We start from the raw sequence: 17676 nt of genomic DNA on the forward strand, positions 1-17676 counted from the left end.
TGCTGAATTGTTCTGTATCGATGATTTATTATTATTGTTTATCATTGCGCTTATTAAATGAGCCTTAGGGGCCCTGTATCTCCTCTCACAAAAATACAGACCCTAAGCACTCCAGCGCTACCCGTTCAAAGGTACTCGGTTTACTTACTTGCGTAAGCGAATTTTTTACTGCGTACGGTTTTGTTTGTAGTACGCCATTAAGCCGTTTGTAGAACTATCATGAGCGTGTTTCACGCTATCATCAGTGAGTTCACTCTCAATTTTAGATGCTAAACCTTTACCCAGCTCTACACCCCATTGGTCAAACGAGCATATTTCTAAAATAATGCCTTGGCAAAATATCTTATGCTCATACAGTGCAATTAAACGGCCCACTGTTTTAGCATCTACTGTATCTAATAGCATAGACGTTGTAGGACGATTGCCTTGATGAATTTTATGATTTAATAACTCATCAATCTCTGCTTGCGATTTACCCTTAGCGGTTAAATCAGCTGTAACTTGCGCTGCATCTACACCACTCATCATCGCTTCTGTTTGTGCAAAGAAGTTCGATAATAAAATATCGTGATGCTTATCAACATTCACTTGTGGCTTAACTGATGCAATAAAATCTGCAGGTACAATTACATTACCTTGGTGTAAACACTGATAAAAGGCATGCTGACCATTAATACCCGTCATGCCCCAAATAATTGGAACTGTAGTATAAGGTACCGTTTCGCCTGCAAAGTTAACGTGTTTACCGTTACTTTCCATTTCGCCTTGCTGTAAATACGCAGGCAACATATGCAGTGCTTGATCGTACGGTAATATAGCTTGCGCTGTATAACCTAAAAAGCTCGTATTCCATACACTAAGCAATGCCATAATTAATGGTATATTTTGCTCAAACGGCGCAGATTTAAAGTGCTCGTCTATTTCAAACGCACCTTCTAAAATTGCTTCAAAGGCGTCGTAGCCTAAATATAAAGCAATTGGTAAGCCTATCGCACTCCAAAGTGAAAAGCGACCACCAACCCAATCCCACATAGTGAATACGTTTTCGTCGCTGATACCAAAGGCTGCCGTTTTTTCTAAATTTGTACTTACTGCAACAAAATGCTTTGCAATTGTACTTTCATCTTTTGTTGTTTGTAAAAACCAGTCAACCGCCGTCTTTGCGTTTGTCATGGTTTCTGACGTAGTAAATGTTTTTGACGAAATAACAAATAATGTTGTTTCAGGGTCAATGGCTTTTAATATAGACGAAATTTGTACACCGTCAGCATTAGATACGTAGTGAACATTTAACGTATCATCAGCGAGTGCTTTTAATGCCTCAGTTGCCATTTGTGGACCAAGATTAGAGCCACCAACACCAATACTTACAACATCTTTTACCGCTTTGCCGGTATAGCCTAACCATTTACCGCTACGAACTTTTTCTACAAACACTTTAATTTTAGCTAATTCGTTGTCTACGGCTTGTGTCACGTTTTCGCCATCAACAATTAATGGAGTGTGGGCACGATTACGAAGTGCCGTATGCAAAACTGAGCGGTCCTCAGTGATATTTATTTTTTCACCGCTAAACATTTTATCGCGCCACGATGCAATATCGCATTCTTTAGCAAGCGACATTAAGTTAGCAAAAACATCGTTATCAATAAGTTGCTTAGAATAGTCGAATAATACGCCGGGTACTTGAGTAGAAAACTGAGAAAAGCGCGTGTCATCTTGTGCAAATAACGTTTTTAGATGTGTTTGTTTCATCTTAGCTGCACTTTGTTCTAGTGCTTGCCAACTTGCTAGTTGCGTTCGGTTAGACATGGAAATATCCTCTATTTTTTTCAATCAATTGATTTAAAAATGTTTTTTATAAAAGCAAAACTCTTAATACTACTTATTCACACTAAATTAAAGCGCAAATAGTATAACTAAAAATGCAAAAAAAGTGCTGTTTTTATAATTTTATGTGCAGATGATAACGCAATTTTTAGCTTTTGACACCGGTATCATAAAAATTTTATAAATTAATTTACCTGTAATTTTAAAGGCAACGGCATAGCTTAATCAATCAAAATGAAATATTAATGAATTTTTATAAGCGCTGCTAATTACTTTTCATAGTTATTCACTAATTACTGTAATTGTTTGCCTTGCAAACAAATAAACCTTAAAAACAAAAAATCGGCTCTAAAGCCGATTTTGTATAAATTAAAATCTTTGCTTAATTACTAAGCGCTAGCCCACCACTTAGGTTATAAACAGTTTTGTATCCTAGCTGCATTAAATTGCTCGCAGCAATCTTTGAGCGGTTACCACTGCGGCATAATAAAATATAGTTGTTATTTTTACTTAACTGCCCTTCAAATACCGCATTTGCCATTCTGCTAAGCGGTATATTTAATGTTTTTTCATCAAGTGTATTAAATAACTGAGCAACATTATTTGCTCCATGTTCATACGGCTCCCGAGTATCTATTAAATACACATCGCTGGTGTTTAACATTGCTTTAGCGTCATCAAAATTTAATTGCTGTGTATCAATCTCAGGCAATGCATTTACATAACCACACAATTGCGTGTTATTTACTTGCTTTGAAGCGTCGTACTGCTGCTTTTGTATTGTAAATTCATCAGCTGAAATACTGCCGCTTACTAACGCATTAAGTAATGGCGTTTGGTTTTGTTGTACAGCCCAGTTCATGGCAAAACATTGTTGGTAGTCGTGCCCTGAGCAAATAATGCTGGTGCTATTAAGTTTCTCGCTTATTGCTAAAATAGAGCGTGCCATTGCTTTTGCATCCCCACCTATAAGCGATGTATTGCCAAGCCCTGCAGGCAAAATTAAATCACCACAAAAACAATAACGCGTTTCGCCATTACTATTTTTTAATAAATAACTTACGCTATCTTTGCTGTGCCCAGGTGTCGCTATTTTTTCAAGTACGTCATTTGCTAAGCTAATACTTTCGGCATTTAGTGGCCAACCTAAAGCATCAACCTCACCTTTTACAACTCTTGATGCAAGAACGCTGGTTAATAAATTAGTCGCTGACTCTCGCTCTTGATGCAGATGAGTATTAAGCACCGCTGATATAGTTAAGTTTTGTGTATTGGCTATTTTTTCAAAACGCGGAATAAGCTCAACAATCGGGTCTATTATAACTGCGCGCTTATCATCGCTTACATAAAGCCAACTACATGCTCCTTGGTGCCTAAACTGAGTAAGGCCAAGTGCGCAAACCTCTTGTTGTGGTGTAGTGCTATCAGATACAATTAAACAGTTAGCCTGTAGTATTGCTTTAAGAGCGCGAATCCGCACACAAGCATCATCAATATCGTGTTGTGTTGCCGCAGGTCCAAACGATAGCCTAATCGCATTTTCACTTTGCCACTTACTTGCACCCATTGCATCTAAAACAAAACTTGTTGATGCGCCCGTACTACAAGCCGAGCCACCACTTACGCGAATGCCCGCAGCATCAAATAAATCAATCACTTCTTTGCTCGTTAAATCGTTTACCGCAAAGTTAAGTGTGGTAGGCACGCTATAAGCAAAATCATGATTGAATGTAATATCGCCAAAGGTGTCTTTTATCGCGCTTTGTAACTGGCTTCGATAAGAGTTTAGTGTGCTAATTGGTTTAAATGTATCGTCTGATTTATCAAGCAACATACTAAATAGTTTGTTTAACCCTGCAATACCGGTTAGGTTTTCGGTGCCTGAACGCATTCCACTTTCTTGACCGCCACCCGCTATAAAAGGTGTATACGCACTGCCACTACGAATATATAAAAAGCCAATACCTTTAGGTGCGTAAAGCTTATGCCCCGAAAAAGGAGCGTAATCAATAGTTGTATTACTCAGTGCGAGCGCTTGTTTACCGAGTGCCTGTACGCAATCCACCATCCACGATACATTTTTGTTACGGCTACGGATCACCTGCTCTATAGCGGGTAAATCTTGATATACACCGGTTTCGTTATTAACGGCCATGGTGCAAATCATCAAAGCGTTATTAATATGCTCTGCGATAAAATCTAAATCTAAAATACCGTTACTATCAACCGGAATAGCAAGCACCTCAGCATTAACGTCAAGTACGCTATTCCAATGTTTAAGTGTATTTGGCACCGCTTTATGCTCAGTTGCGCCATATAATAATACAGGGTTTTTAATAGACTGCTTTTTAGCATTAATTAATGTAGAAACCACCGCAGTTTGAATACCCTCCGTTGCACCAGAGGTAAATAGGATATCGCCATTAGTTGCGCCAATAACCGTGCGTGCCTTTTGACGTGTTTGTTCTAATAAATGCTTGGCTTGAATACCTGTGATATGCGGGCTTGAAGGATTACCAAAACATATTTGCATGGTATGAGAAACAACATCAGCAATACAAGGCAACACAGGGGTCGTTGCATTTGCATCAAGGTAAACTTGTTTTACTGGCTCATCGTGCAATAAAAACTCAGACATTAAAAAACGCACCTTATTACTAAAAAATATATCTTATTACCAATAGTACATAAATTTACAGGTAATGAGTAATAATCAATTAGCACTAGAGGTGCGTTTACTATGCTTTTTTAAACTAAAAGTCTGTTTGCTTAACTATTCACTGAGCTCTTTGCTGATCTCTTCGTGCGTTGACGACCAAGCTGTTATTAGCGCTTTTACTAATGAGGCCAACGGGATGGCAAAAAATACGCCCCAAAACCCCCATAAGCCACCAAAAAATAATACCGCGACAATTATAAATACCGGATTTAAATCAACTGCCTCAGAAAACAACAGCGGTACAAGTACATTGCCATCAAGCGCTTGAATAATTCCATAAATAATTAAAATGGTCCAAAACTGCGTTTCTAATCCAAACTGAAACAGTGCAACTGCCGCTACCGGAATAGTGACGAGTGCCGCGCCAATAAATGGAATTAATACCGAAAAGCCAACAAGCACACCAAGTAAAGCTGCATAGCGCAAATCTAAAACAGTAAATGCAATGAAAGACACACCACCAACAATTAAAATTTCGAATACTTTACCGCGAATGTAATTCATAATTTGTTGGTTCATTTCGTTCCACACTTGTAAAATCAAGCGTCGTTGCTGCGGGATCAGTTTAGCTATACTCCCTGTCAGCTCCAGCTTATCTTTAAGCATAAAAAACACCAGTAACGGCACAAGTACCAAATATATAAGCCAAGCAACAACATCTTTTAAAGACGTAAGTGAAAACGATAACACCGCTTGACCAAACTCAATAATTTTAGCTTCTACGGTTGCAACAATAGCTTGTACTTGTTCTATATTAATTAAACTTGGGTATTGTTCAGGTAAAGCCATTAAATAAGACTTCCCCTGCTCTAGCATATGCGGTGTTTCTTGCACTAAGTTACTGGTTTGCTTCCAAAGCACTGGGCCAATAACTAAAATAAGAGTGAGCATAATGCTAATAAATATCAACATTACAATAATTGTTGCAGTAAAACGTTTTAAGCCAACACGCTCTAAATGAACAACCGGCCAATCTAGTAAATAAGCGATAACCAGTGCAACAAGCACAGGAACAATTAACGCGCCAAAAAAGTAAAGTAAGGCAACTGATACCAATAATAAAAATAATAAGGTAGACGAATGAGGATCCGAGAACTTCCTTTCGTACCATGTTTTTACGTATTCAAACATGTAATGGCTCCACTAATAACAACCCACGTTGTTTATCAAAATTGTAACTATAAGCATTTTTTTGCAAAAAACGTTCAATGTCGTTCGCACTTTCACCTTTGTTCAGACTAAAAGTGATGCGTTGTTTTGATGACTGTGCACTTCGAAGCGCAAGCTTAAACTGCACAAACTGCTGAGGACACTTAAACTCTTTTAAATCGCGCTCTACCATAACTACTTTATCCGTATAGTAAATGAATAATAAGTCGCATATTTACGGTCTACGTATTTATATACTCAAACCGTTGTAACTTTTTGTTAAAACAATTCCTGCAATAGTTTATCCTTATAACATAACTAGCAGTAAGGATAAGTTAATGCCTGGCACGCATAATAAAGCGCAACTACCAAGTAATCCAACACTCAAAGAGATTAATTGGTTTAAAAAGCAGATTAATTGGGGCGAACTACCTCCTTTTTATCACCTTGTTGCCTCATCAATAAGCGAATCAGAAGGAATTTTAGATCATGGGTTCGACAATGCAGTTAAACAACTTTTAGATAAACGTAATTGGAACTTAGATTTATTAGAAGGCTATGAAGATAACTTAGGTGAAATACATACCAAACATAAGCCACGTATTGCGCTGCACCAAGTGTTTACCGACAGAGGCTTTGAGCTATGGGCACAGCCTTATGCTAAAGATGTTATTGTTGATCAATACATAAAAAACAATCGCTTTATGGAATTTAGAGTGTGGGACCCACATTCAATGAAAAACTTGATCAGAATAAGTCAGTTACATAAATTTATTGGCTTTTATTTTGAACGGGGCGACAAAGCAGATAAAGCCATTATTTTACATGCACACAAAGTAGTACATAAAATTATTACTTTTTTGCAGCGAGAATTGAACGTTGTAAAGCTTGATGGAGTCACAATAAAAGAACTATACCAATTGTGCGAAAAAGACAGCCGTGCAAGCAGTGACGAAATAGACATAGCCAAAATTGCAATTGGCGAACAAATTAACAAGGAATAAAATGCAGCTAAAATCAGCATTTATCACTTTATGCAGTGCTGCGCTTACGTTTAGCTTATTAATAAGCGAACCTTTAAAAGCGCAAACCAACTTTACGCTTCCTGATTTAGGAACATCTGCATTACAAGCACTGCCACTCGAAAAAGAACAAGCCATTGGCGAAGTAATGATGATGCAAATACGAGGCTCATCACCAGTAATAAATGACCCAGTGCTTGATGAATACCTCACAACTATTGGCCGTAAACTCGTTGCTAATGCTAATGACGTGCGCTTTCCGTTTTCGTTTTTTTGGATAAACAACTCAGAAATAAATGCCTTCGCCTTTTATGGCGGCCATGTAGGCGTACATACAGGGTTAATAGCTCAAGCCGATAACGAGAGCCAGTTTGCCTCAGTGCTTGGTCACGAAATTGCTCACGTAACACAGCGCCACTTAGCACGAAGAATACAGCAACAACAAGATAACAGCGCGCTGACTATTGCCGGTATGATAGCCGGCATATTAGCAACCGTTGTTGCACCAGATGCGGGTATTGCGATTATATCTGCCAGCCAAACACAATCTGCTTTTAGTCAGTTAACGCATAGTCGCTCAGCCGAGCAAGAAGCTGACCGCATAGGCATGCAAACGCTTAACAATGCAGGCTTTGATGCACGTGCATCGAGCGAATTTTTAACTAAACTTGCCGCGCAAATTCGTTATAAATATAAACCACCTGCGTTTTTACTTACTCACCCATTACCAGAGAGCCGAGTATCAGATGTGCGTTTGCGTGCAGAGCAATTTCCTGTGCGTCATATGAGTGCCAGTCTTGAGTTTAATTTAGCTAAAAGCCGCGTGCTTGCGCGCTACGACAACAAACCAGAAAACGCCGAAGACCTATTTAGAAAACGACTTCGCGAAAATAGCTACGATAACACCGCTTTAAAGTACGGTTTAGCTATTAGCTTACTTGATCAAAAAAAGCTTGATGAAGCAGCCCCAATACTAGATGAGCTTTTAAAAAACGATCCTAAAAACCTATTTTATATAGATACCCATACCGATTTACTCATCGCGCAAAAAAAGGCAGATGAAGCCGTAAAATTTTTAGCCGACTTAAATCAGTATCGCCCTAATAATCAGGTAATTACGCTCAACTATGCCAACGCAGCACTTGAAGCTGAGCAATATGAACTAGCCGAAAATATTTTGAAGAGTTTTTTACTCGAAAAGCCAGATCATAACCTAGGTAAGCAACTTCTGGCTGATGCGTATAAAAAACAAGATAAATTAGCCTCATATCACGAAGCGAACGCCGATGTATTGGCTCAATACGGTGCTTATTTAAAAGCCGCAGACGAAGTACAAAAAGCACTTAACTTCGTAGAGCCAACCGAACTTGTAAAGCAACAGCGTTTAAAAGCACTACTTACCCAGTATCGACTTTTACAAAAAGAGCTTGCAAGACTTTAAGTCTGCAAGCGCTTACCCTAAAATAGACGCAATTCACACTTTGGAATCATTTTATGTCTGTTACTATTTACCACAACCCACGTTGTTCTAAATCACGCGAAACGCTAGCGCTACTGCAAAGTAAAGCGATAGAGCCAAGTGTTGTAGAGTATTTAAAAAACCCTCTTACTCACGAGCAAATTTCAACGCTTGTAATCCAACTTGGTTTTTCATCCGTACGTGAAATGATGCGCACAAAAGAAGATGACTACAAAGCGCTTAATTTGAAAGATGAAACAAATGAGGATGCACTTATTAACGCTATGGTTAAATACCCAAAATTGATTGAACGCCCTATCGTAGTTAATAACAATAAAGCAGCGATTGGTCGTCCACCAGAAAACGTACTAAGCGTTTTATAATGAGTGCAACCATAGTGGTGCTTTATCACTCAAGCCATGGCTCAGTTGAAGCAATGGCTCACGAGATAGCAGAGTCGATAGAGCAACAAGGTGCTAGTGCACTACTTCGCACCTTTGTGGCTAAAAATGCGCACGATATTGTGATCACCAAAGATGATTTAATAAATTGCGATGGTTTAGCATTTGGTACACCAACCCGATTTGGCATGATGGCCTCTCAAGCAAAAAGCTTTTGGGAAACCACCAGCGATTTGTGGCTAAAAGGCCAATTAATCGATAAGCCAGCGTGTGTATTTTCGTCATCAAGTAGTATGCATGGTGGAAATGAAGCAACCTTACTTAACTTATCTTTGCCACTATTACACCACGGCATGATGCTTATGGGTGTGCCATACGATGTGCCCGAACTACTTGCAACACAAACTGGTGGAACACCATACGGTGCAACACACGTCGCTGGCAGCGCTAATAGTGCACAGCTAAGCAAAGACGAAATTAAAATATGCCAAAGCGTTGGTAAACGCCTTACTCACATTGCGAGAAAACTTAAATGACTACAGCTGACAATCCAGCTAAAAAGCCGATTACGGTAAAATTTCAACGTGCAGCACTATTTGGCTATGTTGGTTTACTTATTCTGATTCCTTTGTGGATGTATTTTGTACCCCCTCTAGACGGTAATACTAGTTGGGTGTCATTGTTTTTTCCTATCATTCCTTTACTGCTGCCGCTAAGAGGCATAATTCAAGACAACACATACACCTATGCGTGGGCTAACTTTATTGTAATGCTTTATTTTATCCACGGTCTTACCATGCTGTGGGCAGCACCAGATGAATTAATTTGGGTGTTGTTAGAACTGGTATTTGCATCATCTATGTTTATTGGTTGTACTTACTACGCAAGACATCGTGGACAAGAACAAGGTTTAAAAATCCGTAAGCTTAAAGAAGAATTAGCTGAAGAAAAAGCAGCAAATGAGCACGGTAAATAAGGCTTAACCATAAACGCTATATACAAAAAAACGCGCTTAAATTACTTTAAGCGCGTTTTTTATTAATTGTTTAAAACTAGCTAAACTAAATCGCTCAAGGCAGCTAGCACCACAATACTCGCCAACCCTATTTGAGCAATTAAGCTAATAAACGAAAAGCCTCTAAGCACAAATAAACCCCAAGGGTGTTTAATATGTGGATATAGCGCACAGCGCTTTAATGTGGTCGCAAAGAAAAAACAAATCACCGCAGTCATAGTTAAACCCAGCGTCAGCTCACTTTTAATTGAGAGGGTTTCATCAAAAAAGAAAAACAACTGTAAAGGCAGCAATATAGTCACAATAGCATGTAGCACATGCACTTTTTTAATGCGATCGAACTGCCCTTCTGGCGAAAGTTCTTTAATACCAAAGTCACGCTCTAAACATTTAACTAAGTTATTAGCTTTAATACTCACCGCTAAACGGTAACAGCTTAAACCTTCTTTATTACGTGCTCTAAAATCGTATCCGGCTTTAATAAGCAGCACCATTAACGACTCATTTTTAGCAAACACAGCATAATGAAGCGCAGTATTACCTAAGTTATCTGTCGCTTTTTTGTCTTGCTTTGCAAGTAGCGTTTCAACCACATTTACAAAGCCTTTTTCGGCGGCCCACATAAAGGCTGTTTTATTGTTTTCATCAGCAAGTACACCAGTAGCGCCTTGTTCAATAAAACGCATAGCCATTGTTTGCTTAGCTGTTTTTTTACGTAAATGAGTAAGCAAAGCTTTTTCTAAGAGAACAACAGAGTCAACATCAGGAGAAACCTGCGTCAGCAGCGTAAAATAGTCTTTACCCGCAGCTACTTTTTCGCTGGCAAGTTCACAAAGGGTATCCAAGTCAGCAATAGACTCTGGAATAAACGCACTTAGGCGCTCTCTAAAATCAACTTCTTTCCAAAGCGCTAATGTGTCCTTTGCCGAGAGTTTACTTTTATTATTTAACGCATGCTCAATTAAGGTGAAATAGCGTTTACTAAAAAATAAATCAACTAAAGACAGTGGCGTATCTATGGTATTTTGTGCAGCCACGCTTGCGTATTTTTCAAGGCGCTGGCACAGCATAAGTACTAGGCTTTCAGGGGTGTATTCATTATCGTAGTAATGGCTTTTAACCGCACTAATATACGCTTGTGCGTCTTCGTCATATTCAGAGATATGTTGAAAGTAACATTCTTCAAATGGCTCCAGCGGGGTTAGCCATGCCAAATAATAAATAGGTGGCAGCACGGTGGTGCATACACCATCGTCTTCATTTGTAGAACGACAAGCAGGCCAAGCTTCCAAAGCATCTAAAATAAAGGCACCGTTTTGTTCTACCAGTCCTTTAATAAGTAATGGGTATTCCTTTGGCCAAATCAGTACATTTTCCATTAAAACAACACAACTCCAGTGTGGCTTGGGGGTGGTAAGTTATATCAGTTTTAAGCTGACACCACGCTTAATCAAAGTGCCGATATTCTAGCACACCTTTGTTTTGCTGCTAGCGCAAAATTACGCAATAACAACAATCCTTTAGGATTATACCAATTCGCTTAATTAAGTGATTTATTTTGAGGTAGAAAACCGTGTGATAGCAAGGCAAAAATTTCGTTATTTAGTTGCTCTAAATGATTAAGTATTACTGTGGATTGGTATTGTCCTTAGCAAAAATATAAAAACGGCCAAGTACATAAGTAATTGGCCGTTTTTGAGGTTGGAGTTGGGCTTAATCAGAGCCAGACAAATAGTCTATTTACTTTTTAACTCGCTAATAACTTGCTCTAAACCCACATCAGAAATGCGTTGAATAATCTCTTTTTGTTTAGCACTTAATAGTGAAATGCCTTCAGCAACAATATCGTATACTTTCCACTCATTGTTTTTACCTAAACGAAGCTTAAAGCTTAAGTCGATAGTAGGCGCATTTGGCTCAATAATTTGCGTATTAACTGTTGCGTACTCAGAGTCACTTTTTGCGTTATTACGCTCAAATACTACTTTTTGACCCGTGTACTTCATTAGTGCACCGGCGTATGTGCCTGTTAAGTAATGCTCTACTGCATCTATAAATTGAACAGCTTGCTCGCGCTCAATACCTTTAATGTGTTTACCTAATAATTTAAACGACACAAACTTAACGTCAATATGTGGCATTAAACGTTTTTCAACAATGGCAGCCATCGCGTCTTTGCTGGCTGTACCTTTTGAGTTTACTTGGCCAATATCTGCAAAAAGCTTGTCAGCTACCGATTCAAGTAACTGATCTGGTGATTGCTGAGCTTGTGCAAATAACGAACTGCTAAAAAAAGCAGTGGCTAAAACGAATAGTTTAAAGAGTTTCATAATTGTATATGTCTGTGTGATTAAGATGGCTGTAATTTACGCGAACTATACGCAATAAAAAAGGCACAAATAAGCAACTTATTAATGCTCAATTAGCACCAATCAAATAAATAAAATAAATTCAAGCAGTTAGAAAACTCCATTAACAGCTCATATACAACCGGCATTTTGTCCTCATTGTAATTGTTAACAGGCCGCCCTTATCATTTAGTTATCAACTTAAATCAAACAAACATTTGGCACCTATGAAAACGTCACTTAAAACACTTATTATCTCTTTTGTATTAGTAGTTTCACTTTTTGGCAAGCTTGCTTTTGCTCAATCGGACCACGGTTATGCCGTTGACTTTCTCAAAGGCGAAGGTAACGTAAACGGCGTTAAGCTTGCGTATCAGTATCATGCACCTGGTATGCAAAACCTTATTGGTGATGCACGCTTTTACTTTGAAACCAGCGTAAACATGTGGGAATACCGCCACGGCGATGAAACACAATCAAACCTAGTACTTGCTATGTCGCCTGTACTGCAATTTCCTGCTTTTAGTTTTAACAACACCCCATTTTATGTAGAAGCAGGCATTGGTGTATCACTGATTGATGAAACGCAGTTTGCCGGTAAAAACATAAGTACTCACTACCAGTTTGAAGACCGCATAGGCCTTGTAGCCGATTTTGGCCACACCAATGTTGCCCTTCGCGTTATTCACTATTCAAACGCAGGCTTTAAAGAGCCAAACCCTGGGCTTAACTTTTTAACGCTTTCGGTAGCGAGACGTTTTTAACGTTATTGATTGTATTTTTGAGTAAATTAATTGCTGTTATAGCGCAAAGCGGTCACACTTAAAAGTACTAAAGTTTAGGTGATACTGCGATGCAAACTTGGCATATTGTAATTATTGTCGCTGTTGTTTTTGCCATTATCATTGGTAATATTGCGCTGATTAGACTCTCTGCAAAACAGGAGTTTATAAAGCCCAACGCCAATATAAAAAATACAACAGACACAAAAAAGCCCTGATCAATCAGGGCTTTTTCAATAATACCAATTCGCTAAATATATTTTTGCTAATTTAGCCTACTAGCCAATGCGCCATTAGCGCAATAACAGGTAAAGTAATTAGCGTTCGCAAAATAAATATAATAAATAGCTCTAAAATATTTACCGGTATTTTACTGCCGAGTAAAAGTGCACCTACCTCAGACATATAAATAAGCTGAGTTACACTCATTGCGGCAATAATAAAGCGCGTTACATCACTTTCAATAGTCCCTGCTGCTAATATTGACGGAATAAACATATCAGCAAAGCCAACCATGATAGTTTGCGACGCTGCGGCTGCTTCGGGTACTTGCAATAGCTCTAAAAATGGCACAAACGGCATACCTAAATACTGAAATATAGGCGTATGCTCAGCAATGATCAGTGCAAATGTGCCTACCGCCATAACTACAGGTAACACACCAAACACCATATCAAGCGCATTATGTACGCCCTCTTCTATAGTGCCTTTAACACCCGTTGAGTTATCTGCTTTAGCTAGTGCAACATCTAACGAATGGCCAAATAAGGTTTTATGACCCGGAATTGTTTCAGCGTCTCTATCTGGCTCAGTGCCATCAATGAGTAAGTCTTTTTTAAAGCGCAGTGGCGGTAATCGCGGCACAATAATAGCGGCAACAATACCGGCTAAACATACCGTTGCGTAAAACGGTGCAAATAGGTATTCAAGTTTAACTTGCCCAAGCACCACTAAACTAAATGTAATTGAAACCGCTGAAAACGTAGTACCAATAATAGCCGCTTCGCGTTGTGTATAGTGCTTTTGATCGTACTGCCTTGCAGTCATCAAAATACCCACACTGCCATCACCTAACCACGATGCAGTACAGTCAACCGCGCTTCTACCTGGTACACCAAATACAGGGCGCATTACTTTGGTCATTAACGTACCAGCAAGCTCTAATAGACCAAAGTTAATTAATAGCGGCAGTAATAAGCCCGCTAAAATAAATACCGAAAACAACACAGGCAATAAGTCATTTAATACCAGCGCGCCAGTATTGGCCGAGGTAATCATCTCGCTGCCTAGGCTTAAGTACGTCATCAAACCAAACGCCATACCAAATAAGCGTACCACCAGCCATGTCCAGCTCACATCAAATAAATGCTTTAACAAAGGTGAGTTACATATAGCGGCGGGTTTAAACACTTTAGTAATTACAGAAATAACCCCTGTAATACAAATAATGAGGGTAATAATTGCTTGAGCAGAGCCAAGCATCATTGCTTGAACCGCTTTTGCCATAACGGCAATAGGAATGGTCATCCCTTGCGACGTATTAATGGGTGTCATAAATAAAAACACACCAATTAACGAAGGAACCAAAAAAGTAAACCAAGTGCGCCACGTATAGTGTGAACGTTCAGGTAGCTGAGACATATTGTTTAACCTATAAAAACCACAAAAAGAGCATAGCGCTCTTTTTGTGGTAAAACTTATTATTATTTAAATTTTAATGCCGCGCTGAATGAGTGCTGCTTCTAATGCTTGTTGTAAACCATTCATAGTACCTGGCTCAAGCGTTTCGCCTTTATCATCCATCCACGTTAAGCTAGTACCGCCTTCTTTAGTTTTACTTACTAAAATTTGGTATTGGCCTTCATCAATAGGTAGTTGAGCTACGTCATCACCCCAAATTGAATCCCAAACGCTTGTTTCTGGTTTAGTATAATCTGCAGTAATTAAGCCCGTATCTGGGTTAATTTCAACAATAGAGAACGACAAGCGCTCTAAAAACCCAGAGAAACGGTCAAACACAGCGTCGTAAGATTGCTCAGTTACAAGTGCTGCATTACCTTTATTGTCAAAGCCCATTTCAAGAGAAATAATACCTTGGCGTTTACGCATATCAACTTCAAGTTGACGGTAACGGTAATCAAACTCGCTTACTACTTGGTTAAGCGCACGTACTTCTAGCTGCTGCTTGAGTAAGTCTGTTAGCGTTTTATCACCTTTAAAATCAATCAGCTCTACACGTAAAGACGCAGTGCGTTGATGTGATTTTTCTTCAATAGTGAACCTAAACTTTTCTAAATCATCGTTAACTTCATCGCCCCACCACCAAAAACCTTCTTCGGTTTTAATGATTGAGTACCAATCAGTTTCAATAATACCAAGTAGCTTATCTTCTTTAGTGGTTCCTGCATTATTATCAGCTAGGACAGATTTAATCGTGTCCCAAAGAAATTCATCTAAATCAGCAATGCCATCGTTTTTATCAAAATAAATACGCGCTTGTTTATCTGTCTCTTCTACCCAACTGCCTTTCGCAATTGTTAATACTTGTGCCGGTGGGCGGTAATTTGTAGCTTCAGGATTATTGTCGTATTGACCTACATCCATTTTATAAACTGGGTCTTGAGCTGGTTGAGATAACGACGCTGGTGCTTTTACAGGCTCATGCGTACGATAATTACGCTCGTCATGTGCCTTATTAATAAATACACTACACCCTGATAAACTTACCAATACACTTACTGCAAGTGCTTTTGGGATCCAATACTGCACAGATATTTCTCCTTAGCATACCCTTTAATTGTTTTAACAAATATATGAGTGGGTAATACCGATTTGGTTCAGTGTAAAATCAATATTAACTTTACATTTATTATTTGGCTGCCTAAATGCAATAAAGTTCAGCACTTCAACTTAGTAAGCAACTAAGCGCAAATAAGCAAATTTTAGCTATGGTACTTTCCCGTGCCAGTAAAAACAAGAAACACCGCACTTTAAAAGCGCTTAATTAGCGTGTGCTGTAGTTTAGAGCCCTTTTTGTGTTAAACTTCGCCGCCGTGCAACTTCTTGTGTGTATTTTTGGTGTTGCCAACTCGGTTGATATAATCCAAGTAACAAGGTATTTGAACTCATGACTGCATTTTCAAATCATCAAATTGTTTTAACAGCGATTGGCGAAGACAGACCCGGTATAGTAAGTGAACTAACCCAACTGGTTAGCGATTGCCACTGCAACATTATTGACAGCCGTATTGCTATTTTAGGCTGCGAATTTACCTTCATAATGCTACTTAGCGGCGACATGTCGGCAATAAGCCGCATAGAGCACGTACTGCCCACTAAAGCCATGGAACTTGGCCTGCTAACCATGATGAAGCGTACAGCAAGTCATACTCCTAGCGAGTTTTGTGCAGGTTACACACTAGAATATACAGGCATAGACACCCCTGGTACATTGAGCAAAGTAACGCGCTTTTTTGCCGACAATAATATTAGTATTTGCTCACTTAAGTCAGACACTTATTCCCAAGAAGACAACATTAAAATGCGTTGTGAACTTGAATTCAACATACCTGTTGATGTAGATATAGATCAATTTAAAATTAGTTTTGAGAGCCTTTCTCACACACTAAACGTAGATTATATTTTTAAACGAATTCGTTAAGGATGCTAAACATGAACACAATTAGTCCATTACAAGCTGGCGATACTGCACCCGCTTTTAGCCTACAAAACCAAAACGACGAAACAGTAACATTAAGCGAGCTGTTAAAAGAGCAACAAGTACTCGTGTACTTTTACCCTAAAGCGTCAACGCCGGGCTGTACTGTACAAGCCGAAAACCTACGCGATGAGCAAGCACAGCTTGCTAAATTTAACACCCGCGTTGTAGGTATTAGCCCAGATCCAATTAAGCGCCTTAAAAACTTTGAAACTAAAAAAGAGCTTAATTTTGATTTGTTAGCCGATGAAGACCACGCCATTGCTGAAGCATTTGGTGTATGGGGCTACAAAAAATTTATGGGTAAAGAGTACGATGGTATTCACCGCCTGACATTTTTAGTAGGCCAAGACGGTAAAATAAAACATCTATTTGATAAGTTTAAAACCAAAGATCACCATCAAGTAGTGTTGGATTACTTAGCGGCGGAATAATCTTGCTGCAGAGTAAGTTAGCTACCAGCTATTAGACAAATACAGAAAAGCGTTGCTCAAGGGCAACGCTTTTTTTATGCTAGTTATTAAGTATTTTGGTTAAGTAAAAGCATGATCGAACGTTTAATTAATTGTTCTAAAGGGGACAACCCCGCAAGAATCGGGTTTTAAAATAGGAATATTACTATTCAAAGCCTAGTAAAAACATTTCTTTAAACTCTCGTTGCTGAATCGAATCAAATTGTACTGTTAGCTCTGATTTTTTTAGTATGTTGTGTATTTTATCGTACTGTAAGTTATCTTTTGCTTTAAGGCTTAAGACCTCATACTCTCTGCTAGCCGCTAACACTGCAGGATGACTATACCTATTTTCCATGTCACCAAATCGATTGACCAATAAATTCAAAAAATCAGCTAGTGTATATTTTTCACCATCAACTAAAACATTTAGATCGACGTTGAGTGCTGGACCCGTACCATGATTATTAACGAAAATAGTATATGTATAATTATTGTTATGCCCCAATTCAAACTTAGTGACTATAGGCGTAATTGAGTTTATATACTGAGCGTTGTTGGACTTGAAGCCAAAATAAGCAAAAGTGAAAGTAATCAGTGTAGCGGTAAGAGCTATTAGGTCACTTAGTTTCACTTCAAAAGAAAAGCTTTGCCCTATAATTGCCCCAGCACTAACGCATAAAACAATGGCTATAACTGTTATAAAATCTGGTTTTTTCATACTATTCCCTTAATTAACTGAAGGATAAATAATATCATGGTGGGCTTCCTTTCAAAATAC

General features: G+C 38.7%; 18 protein-coding genes. 9 read left to right on the top strand and 9 right to left on the bottom strand.

Annotation, left to right across the window (positions count from 1 at the left end; genetic code table 11):
* Positions 1-165: 165 nt before the first annotated feature.
* From pgi to H5090_RS15125, 4 genes are all read right to left on the bottom strand, one after another.
* Positions 166-1812 (bottom strand): glucose-6-phosphate isomerase, encoded by a 1647-nt coding sequence (gene pgi / locus H5090_RS15110; protein WP_039487336.1) that lies wholly within the window; start codon positions 1810-1812, stop codon positions 166-168.
* 400 nt (positions 1813-2212) lie between these two features.
* A complete protein-coding gene (locus tag H5090_RS15115; RefSeq protein WP_182696115.1) occupies positions 2213-4468 on the bottom strand; it encodes an aminotransferase class V-fold PLP-dependent enzyme in 2256 nt (751 codons plus the stop codon).
* Between the two features lie 135 nt (positions 4469-4603).
* Positions 4604-5680, bottom strand: a complete 1077-nt coding sequence (locus H5090_RS15120; RefSeq protein WP_024606584.1) for an AI-2E family transporter — start codon at positions 5678-5680, stop codon at positions 4604-4606.
* Complete coding sequence (locus H5090_RS15125) at positions 5673-5891, bottom strand: sulfurtransferase TusA family protein (RefSeq protein WP_002961455.1); 219 nt, start codon at positions 5889-5891, stop codon at positions 5673-5675. Before H5090_RS15125 ends, H5090_RS15120 begins: the two co-directional genes overlap by 8 nt.
* 145 nt (positions 5892-6036) lie before the next feature.
* Here H5090_RS15125 and H5090_RS15130 point away from each other — a divergent pair, with 145 nt between their 5' ends.
* The 5 genes from H5090_RS15130 to H5090_RS15150 are packed head-to-tail and all read left to right on the top strand — an operon-like array spanning position 6037 to position 9556.
* Positions 6037-6702 carry a hypothetical protein gene (locus tag H5090_RS15130; protein ID WP_024597628.1) on the top strand — a complete coding sequence of 222 codons (666 nt, stop codon included), beginning with the start codon at positions 6037-6039 and terminating at the stop codon, positions 6700-6702.
* 1 nt (position 6703) lies between these two features.
* Positions 6704-8161, top strand: a complete 1458-nt coding sequence (locus H5090_RS15135) for a M48 family metalloprotease (RefSeq protein ID WP_039487326.1) — start codon at positions 6704-6706, stop codon at positions 8159-8161.
* A gap of 53 nt (positions 8162-8214) precedes the next feature.
* Complete coding sequence (gene arsC / locus H5090_RS15140; protein WP_182696116.1) at positions 8215-8562, top strand: arsenate reductase (glutaredoxin); 348 nt, start codon at positions 8215-8217, stop codon at positions 8560-8562.
* Positions 8562-9116, top strand: coding sequence for an NAD(P)H:quinone oxidoreductase (gene wrbA / locus H5090_RS15145; protein ID WP_002961459.1), 555 nt, complete (start codon positions 8562-8564; stop codon positions 9114-9116). The genes arsC and wrbA overlap by 1 nt, the downstream gene beginning before the upstream one ends.
* On the top strand, positions 9113-9556 hold the full coding sequence (locus H5090_RS15150; RefSeq protein ID WP_024606586.1) for a DUF2069 domain-containing protein: 444 nt from the start codon (positions 9113-9115) through the stop codon (positions 9554-9556). Before wrbA ends, H5090_RS15150 begins: the two co-directional genes overlap by 4 nt.
* A gap of 80 nt (positions 9557-9636) precedes the next feature.
* On the opposite strand, the gene H5090_RS15155 is transcribed toward H5090_RS15150, so the two are convergent.
* A complete protein-coding gene (locus tag H5090_RS15155) occupies positions 9637-10974 on the bottom strand; it encodes an ankyrin repeat domain-containing protein (RefSeq protein ID WP_182672817.1) in 1338 nt (445 codons plus the stop codon).
* A gap of 357 nt (positions 10975-11331) precedes the next feature.
* Positions 11332-11925 carry a phospholipid-binding protein MlaC gene (locus H5090_RS15160; protein ID WP_024595677.1) on the bottom strand — a complete coding sequence of 198 codons (594 nt, stop codon included), beginning with the start codon at positions 11923-11925 and terminating at the stop codon, positions 11332-11334.
* A 245-nt stretch (positions 11926-12170) separates the two neighbouring features.
* Between H5090_RS15160 and H5090_RS15165 the strand changes: the two genes are divergently transcribed.
* Entirely contained in the window at positions 12171-12707 is a 537-nt protein-coding gene (locus H5090_RS15165; protein ID WP_182672816.1) for an acyloxyacyl hydrolase, read from the top strand.
* Between the two features lie 89 nt (positions 12708-12796).
* Positions 12797-12943, top strand: a complete 147-nt coding sequence (locus H5090_RS15170; RefSeq protein WP_076914920.1) for a DUF2897 family protein — start codon at positions 12797-12799, stop codon at positions 12941-12943.
* Positions 12944-12995: 52 nt separating this feature from the next.
* Here the strand turns inward: H5090_RS15170 and H5090_RS15175 are convergent, their stop codons facing one another.
* Together H5090_RS15175 and bamC are read right to left on the bottom strand one after the other, a co-directional pair.
* Positions 12996-14366, bottom strand: a complete 1371-nt coding sequence (locus tag H5090_RS15175) for a YjiH family protein (protein ID WP_182696117.1) — start codon at positions 14364-14366, stop codon at positions 12996-12998.
* Between the two features lie 66 nt (positions 14367-14432).
* The gene (bamC, locus tag H5090_RS15180; RefSeq protein WP_039487313.1) at positions 14433-15494 is read right to left on the bottom strand and encodes an outer membrane protein assembly factor BamC; all 1062 of its coding nucleotides are present in this window, start codon (positions 15492-15494) and stop codon (positions 14433-14435) included.
* Between the two features lie 358 nt (positions 15495-15852).
* Between bamC and H5090_RS15185 the strand changes: the two genes are divergently transcribed.
* Together H5090_RS15185 and bcp are read left to right on the top strand one after the other, a co-directional pair.
* The gene (locus H5090_RS15185) at positions 15853-16386 is read left to right on the top strand and encodes a glycine cleavage system protein R (RefSeq protein ID WP_007583906.1); all 534 of its coding nucleotides are present in this window, start codon (positions 15853-15855) and stop codon (positions 16384-16386) included.
* 11 nt (positions 16387-16397) lie between these two features.
* Positions 16398-16877, top strand: a complete 480-nt coding sequence (bcp, locus tag H5090_RS15190; RefSeq protein WP_002963124.1) for a thioredoxin-dependent thiol peroxidase — start codon at positions 16398-16400, stop codon at positions 16875-16877.
* 184 nt (positions 16878-17061) lie between these two features.
* On the opposite strand, the gene H5090_RS15195 is transcribed toward bcp, so the two are convergent.
* On the bottom strand, positions 17062-17616 hold the full coding sequence (locus H5090_RS15195) for a hypothetical protein (protein WP_165721432.1): 555 nt from the start codon (positions 17614-17616) through the stop codon (positions 17062-17064).
* Positions 17617-17676 lie beyond the last annotated feature (60 nt).

It is taken from the genome of Pseudoalteromonas sp. SR43-5 (genome assembly GCF_014163835.1).
GTDB lineage: Bacteria > Pseudomonadota > Gammaproteobacteria > Enterobacterales > Alteromonadaceae > Pseudoalteromonas > Pseudoalteromonas distincta.

Bases quoted from the DNA above. Each gene is read 5' to 3' on its own strand.
- H5090_RS15120 (WP_024606584.1), bottom strand. From the start codon at position 5,680: ATGTTTGAATACGTAAAAACATGGTACGAAAGGAAGTTCTCGGATCCT.
- H5090_RS15165 (WP_182672816.1), top strand. From the start codon at position 12,171: ATGAAAACGTCACTTAAAACACTTATTATCTCTTTTGTATTAGTAGTT.
- wrbA (WP_002961459.1), top strand. From the start codon at position 8,562: ATGAGTGCAACCATAGTGGTGCTTTATCACTCAAGCCATGGCTCAGTT.
- bcp (WP_002963124.1), top strand. From the start codon at position 16,398: ATGAACACAATTAGTCCATTACAAGCTGGCGATACTGCACCCGCTTTT.
- H5090_RS15125 (WP_002961455.1), bottom strand. From the start codon at position 5,891: ATGGTAGAGCGCGATTTAAAAGAGTTTAAGTGTCCTCAGCAGTTTGTG.
- H5090_RS15195 (WP_165721432.1), bottom strand. From the start codon at position 17,616: ATGAAAAAACCAGATTTTATAACAGTTATAGCCATTGTTTTATGCGTT.
- H5090_RS15150 (WP_024606586.1), top strand. From the start codon at position 9,113: ATGACTACAGCTGACAATCCAGCTAAAAAGCCGATTACGGTAAAATTT.
- H5090_RS15115 (WP_182696115.1), bottom strand. From the start codon at position 4,468: ATGTCTGAGTTTTTATTGCACGATGAGCCAGTAAAACAAGTTTACCTT.
- pgi (WP_039487336.1), bottom strand. From the start codon at position 1,812: ATGTCTAACCGAACGCAACTAGCAAGTTGGCAAGCACTAGAACAAAGT.
- H5090_RS15135 (WP_039487326.1), top strand. From the start codon at position 6,704: ATGCAGCTAAAATCAGCATTTATCACTTTATGCAGTGCTGCGCTTACG.
- H5090_RS15160 (WP_024595677.1), bottom strand. From the start codon at position 11,925: ATGAAACTCTTTAAACTATTCGTTTTAGCCACTGCTTTTTTTAGCAGT.
- H5090_RS15130 (WP_024597628.1), top strand. From the start codon at position 6,037: ATGCCTGGCACGCATAATAAAGCGCAACTACCAAGTAATCCAACACTC.
- H5090_RS15170 (WP_076914920.1), top strand. From the start codon at position 12,797: ATGCAAACTTGGCATATTGTAATTATTGTCGCTGTTGTTTTTGCCATT.
- H5090_RS15155 (WP_182672817.1), bottom strand. From the start codon at position 10,974: ATGGAAAATGTACTGATTTGGCCAAAGGAATACCCATTACTTATTAAA.
- arsC (WP_182696116.1), top strand. From the start codon at position 8,215: ATGTCTGTTACTATTTACCACAACCCACGTTGTTCTAAATCACGCGAA.
- H5090_RS15185 (WP_007583906.1), top strand. From the start codon at position 15,853: ATGACTGCATTTTCAAATCATCAAATTGTTTTAACAGCGATTGGCGAA.
- H5090_RS15175 (WP_182696117.1), bottom strand. From the start codon at position 14,366: ATGTCTCAGCTACCTGAACGTTCACACTATACGTGGCGCACTTGGTTT.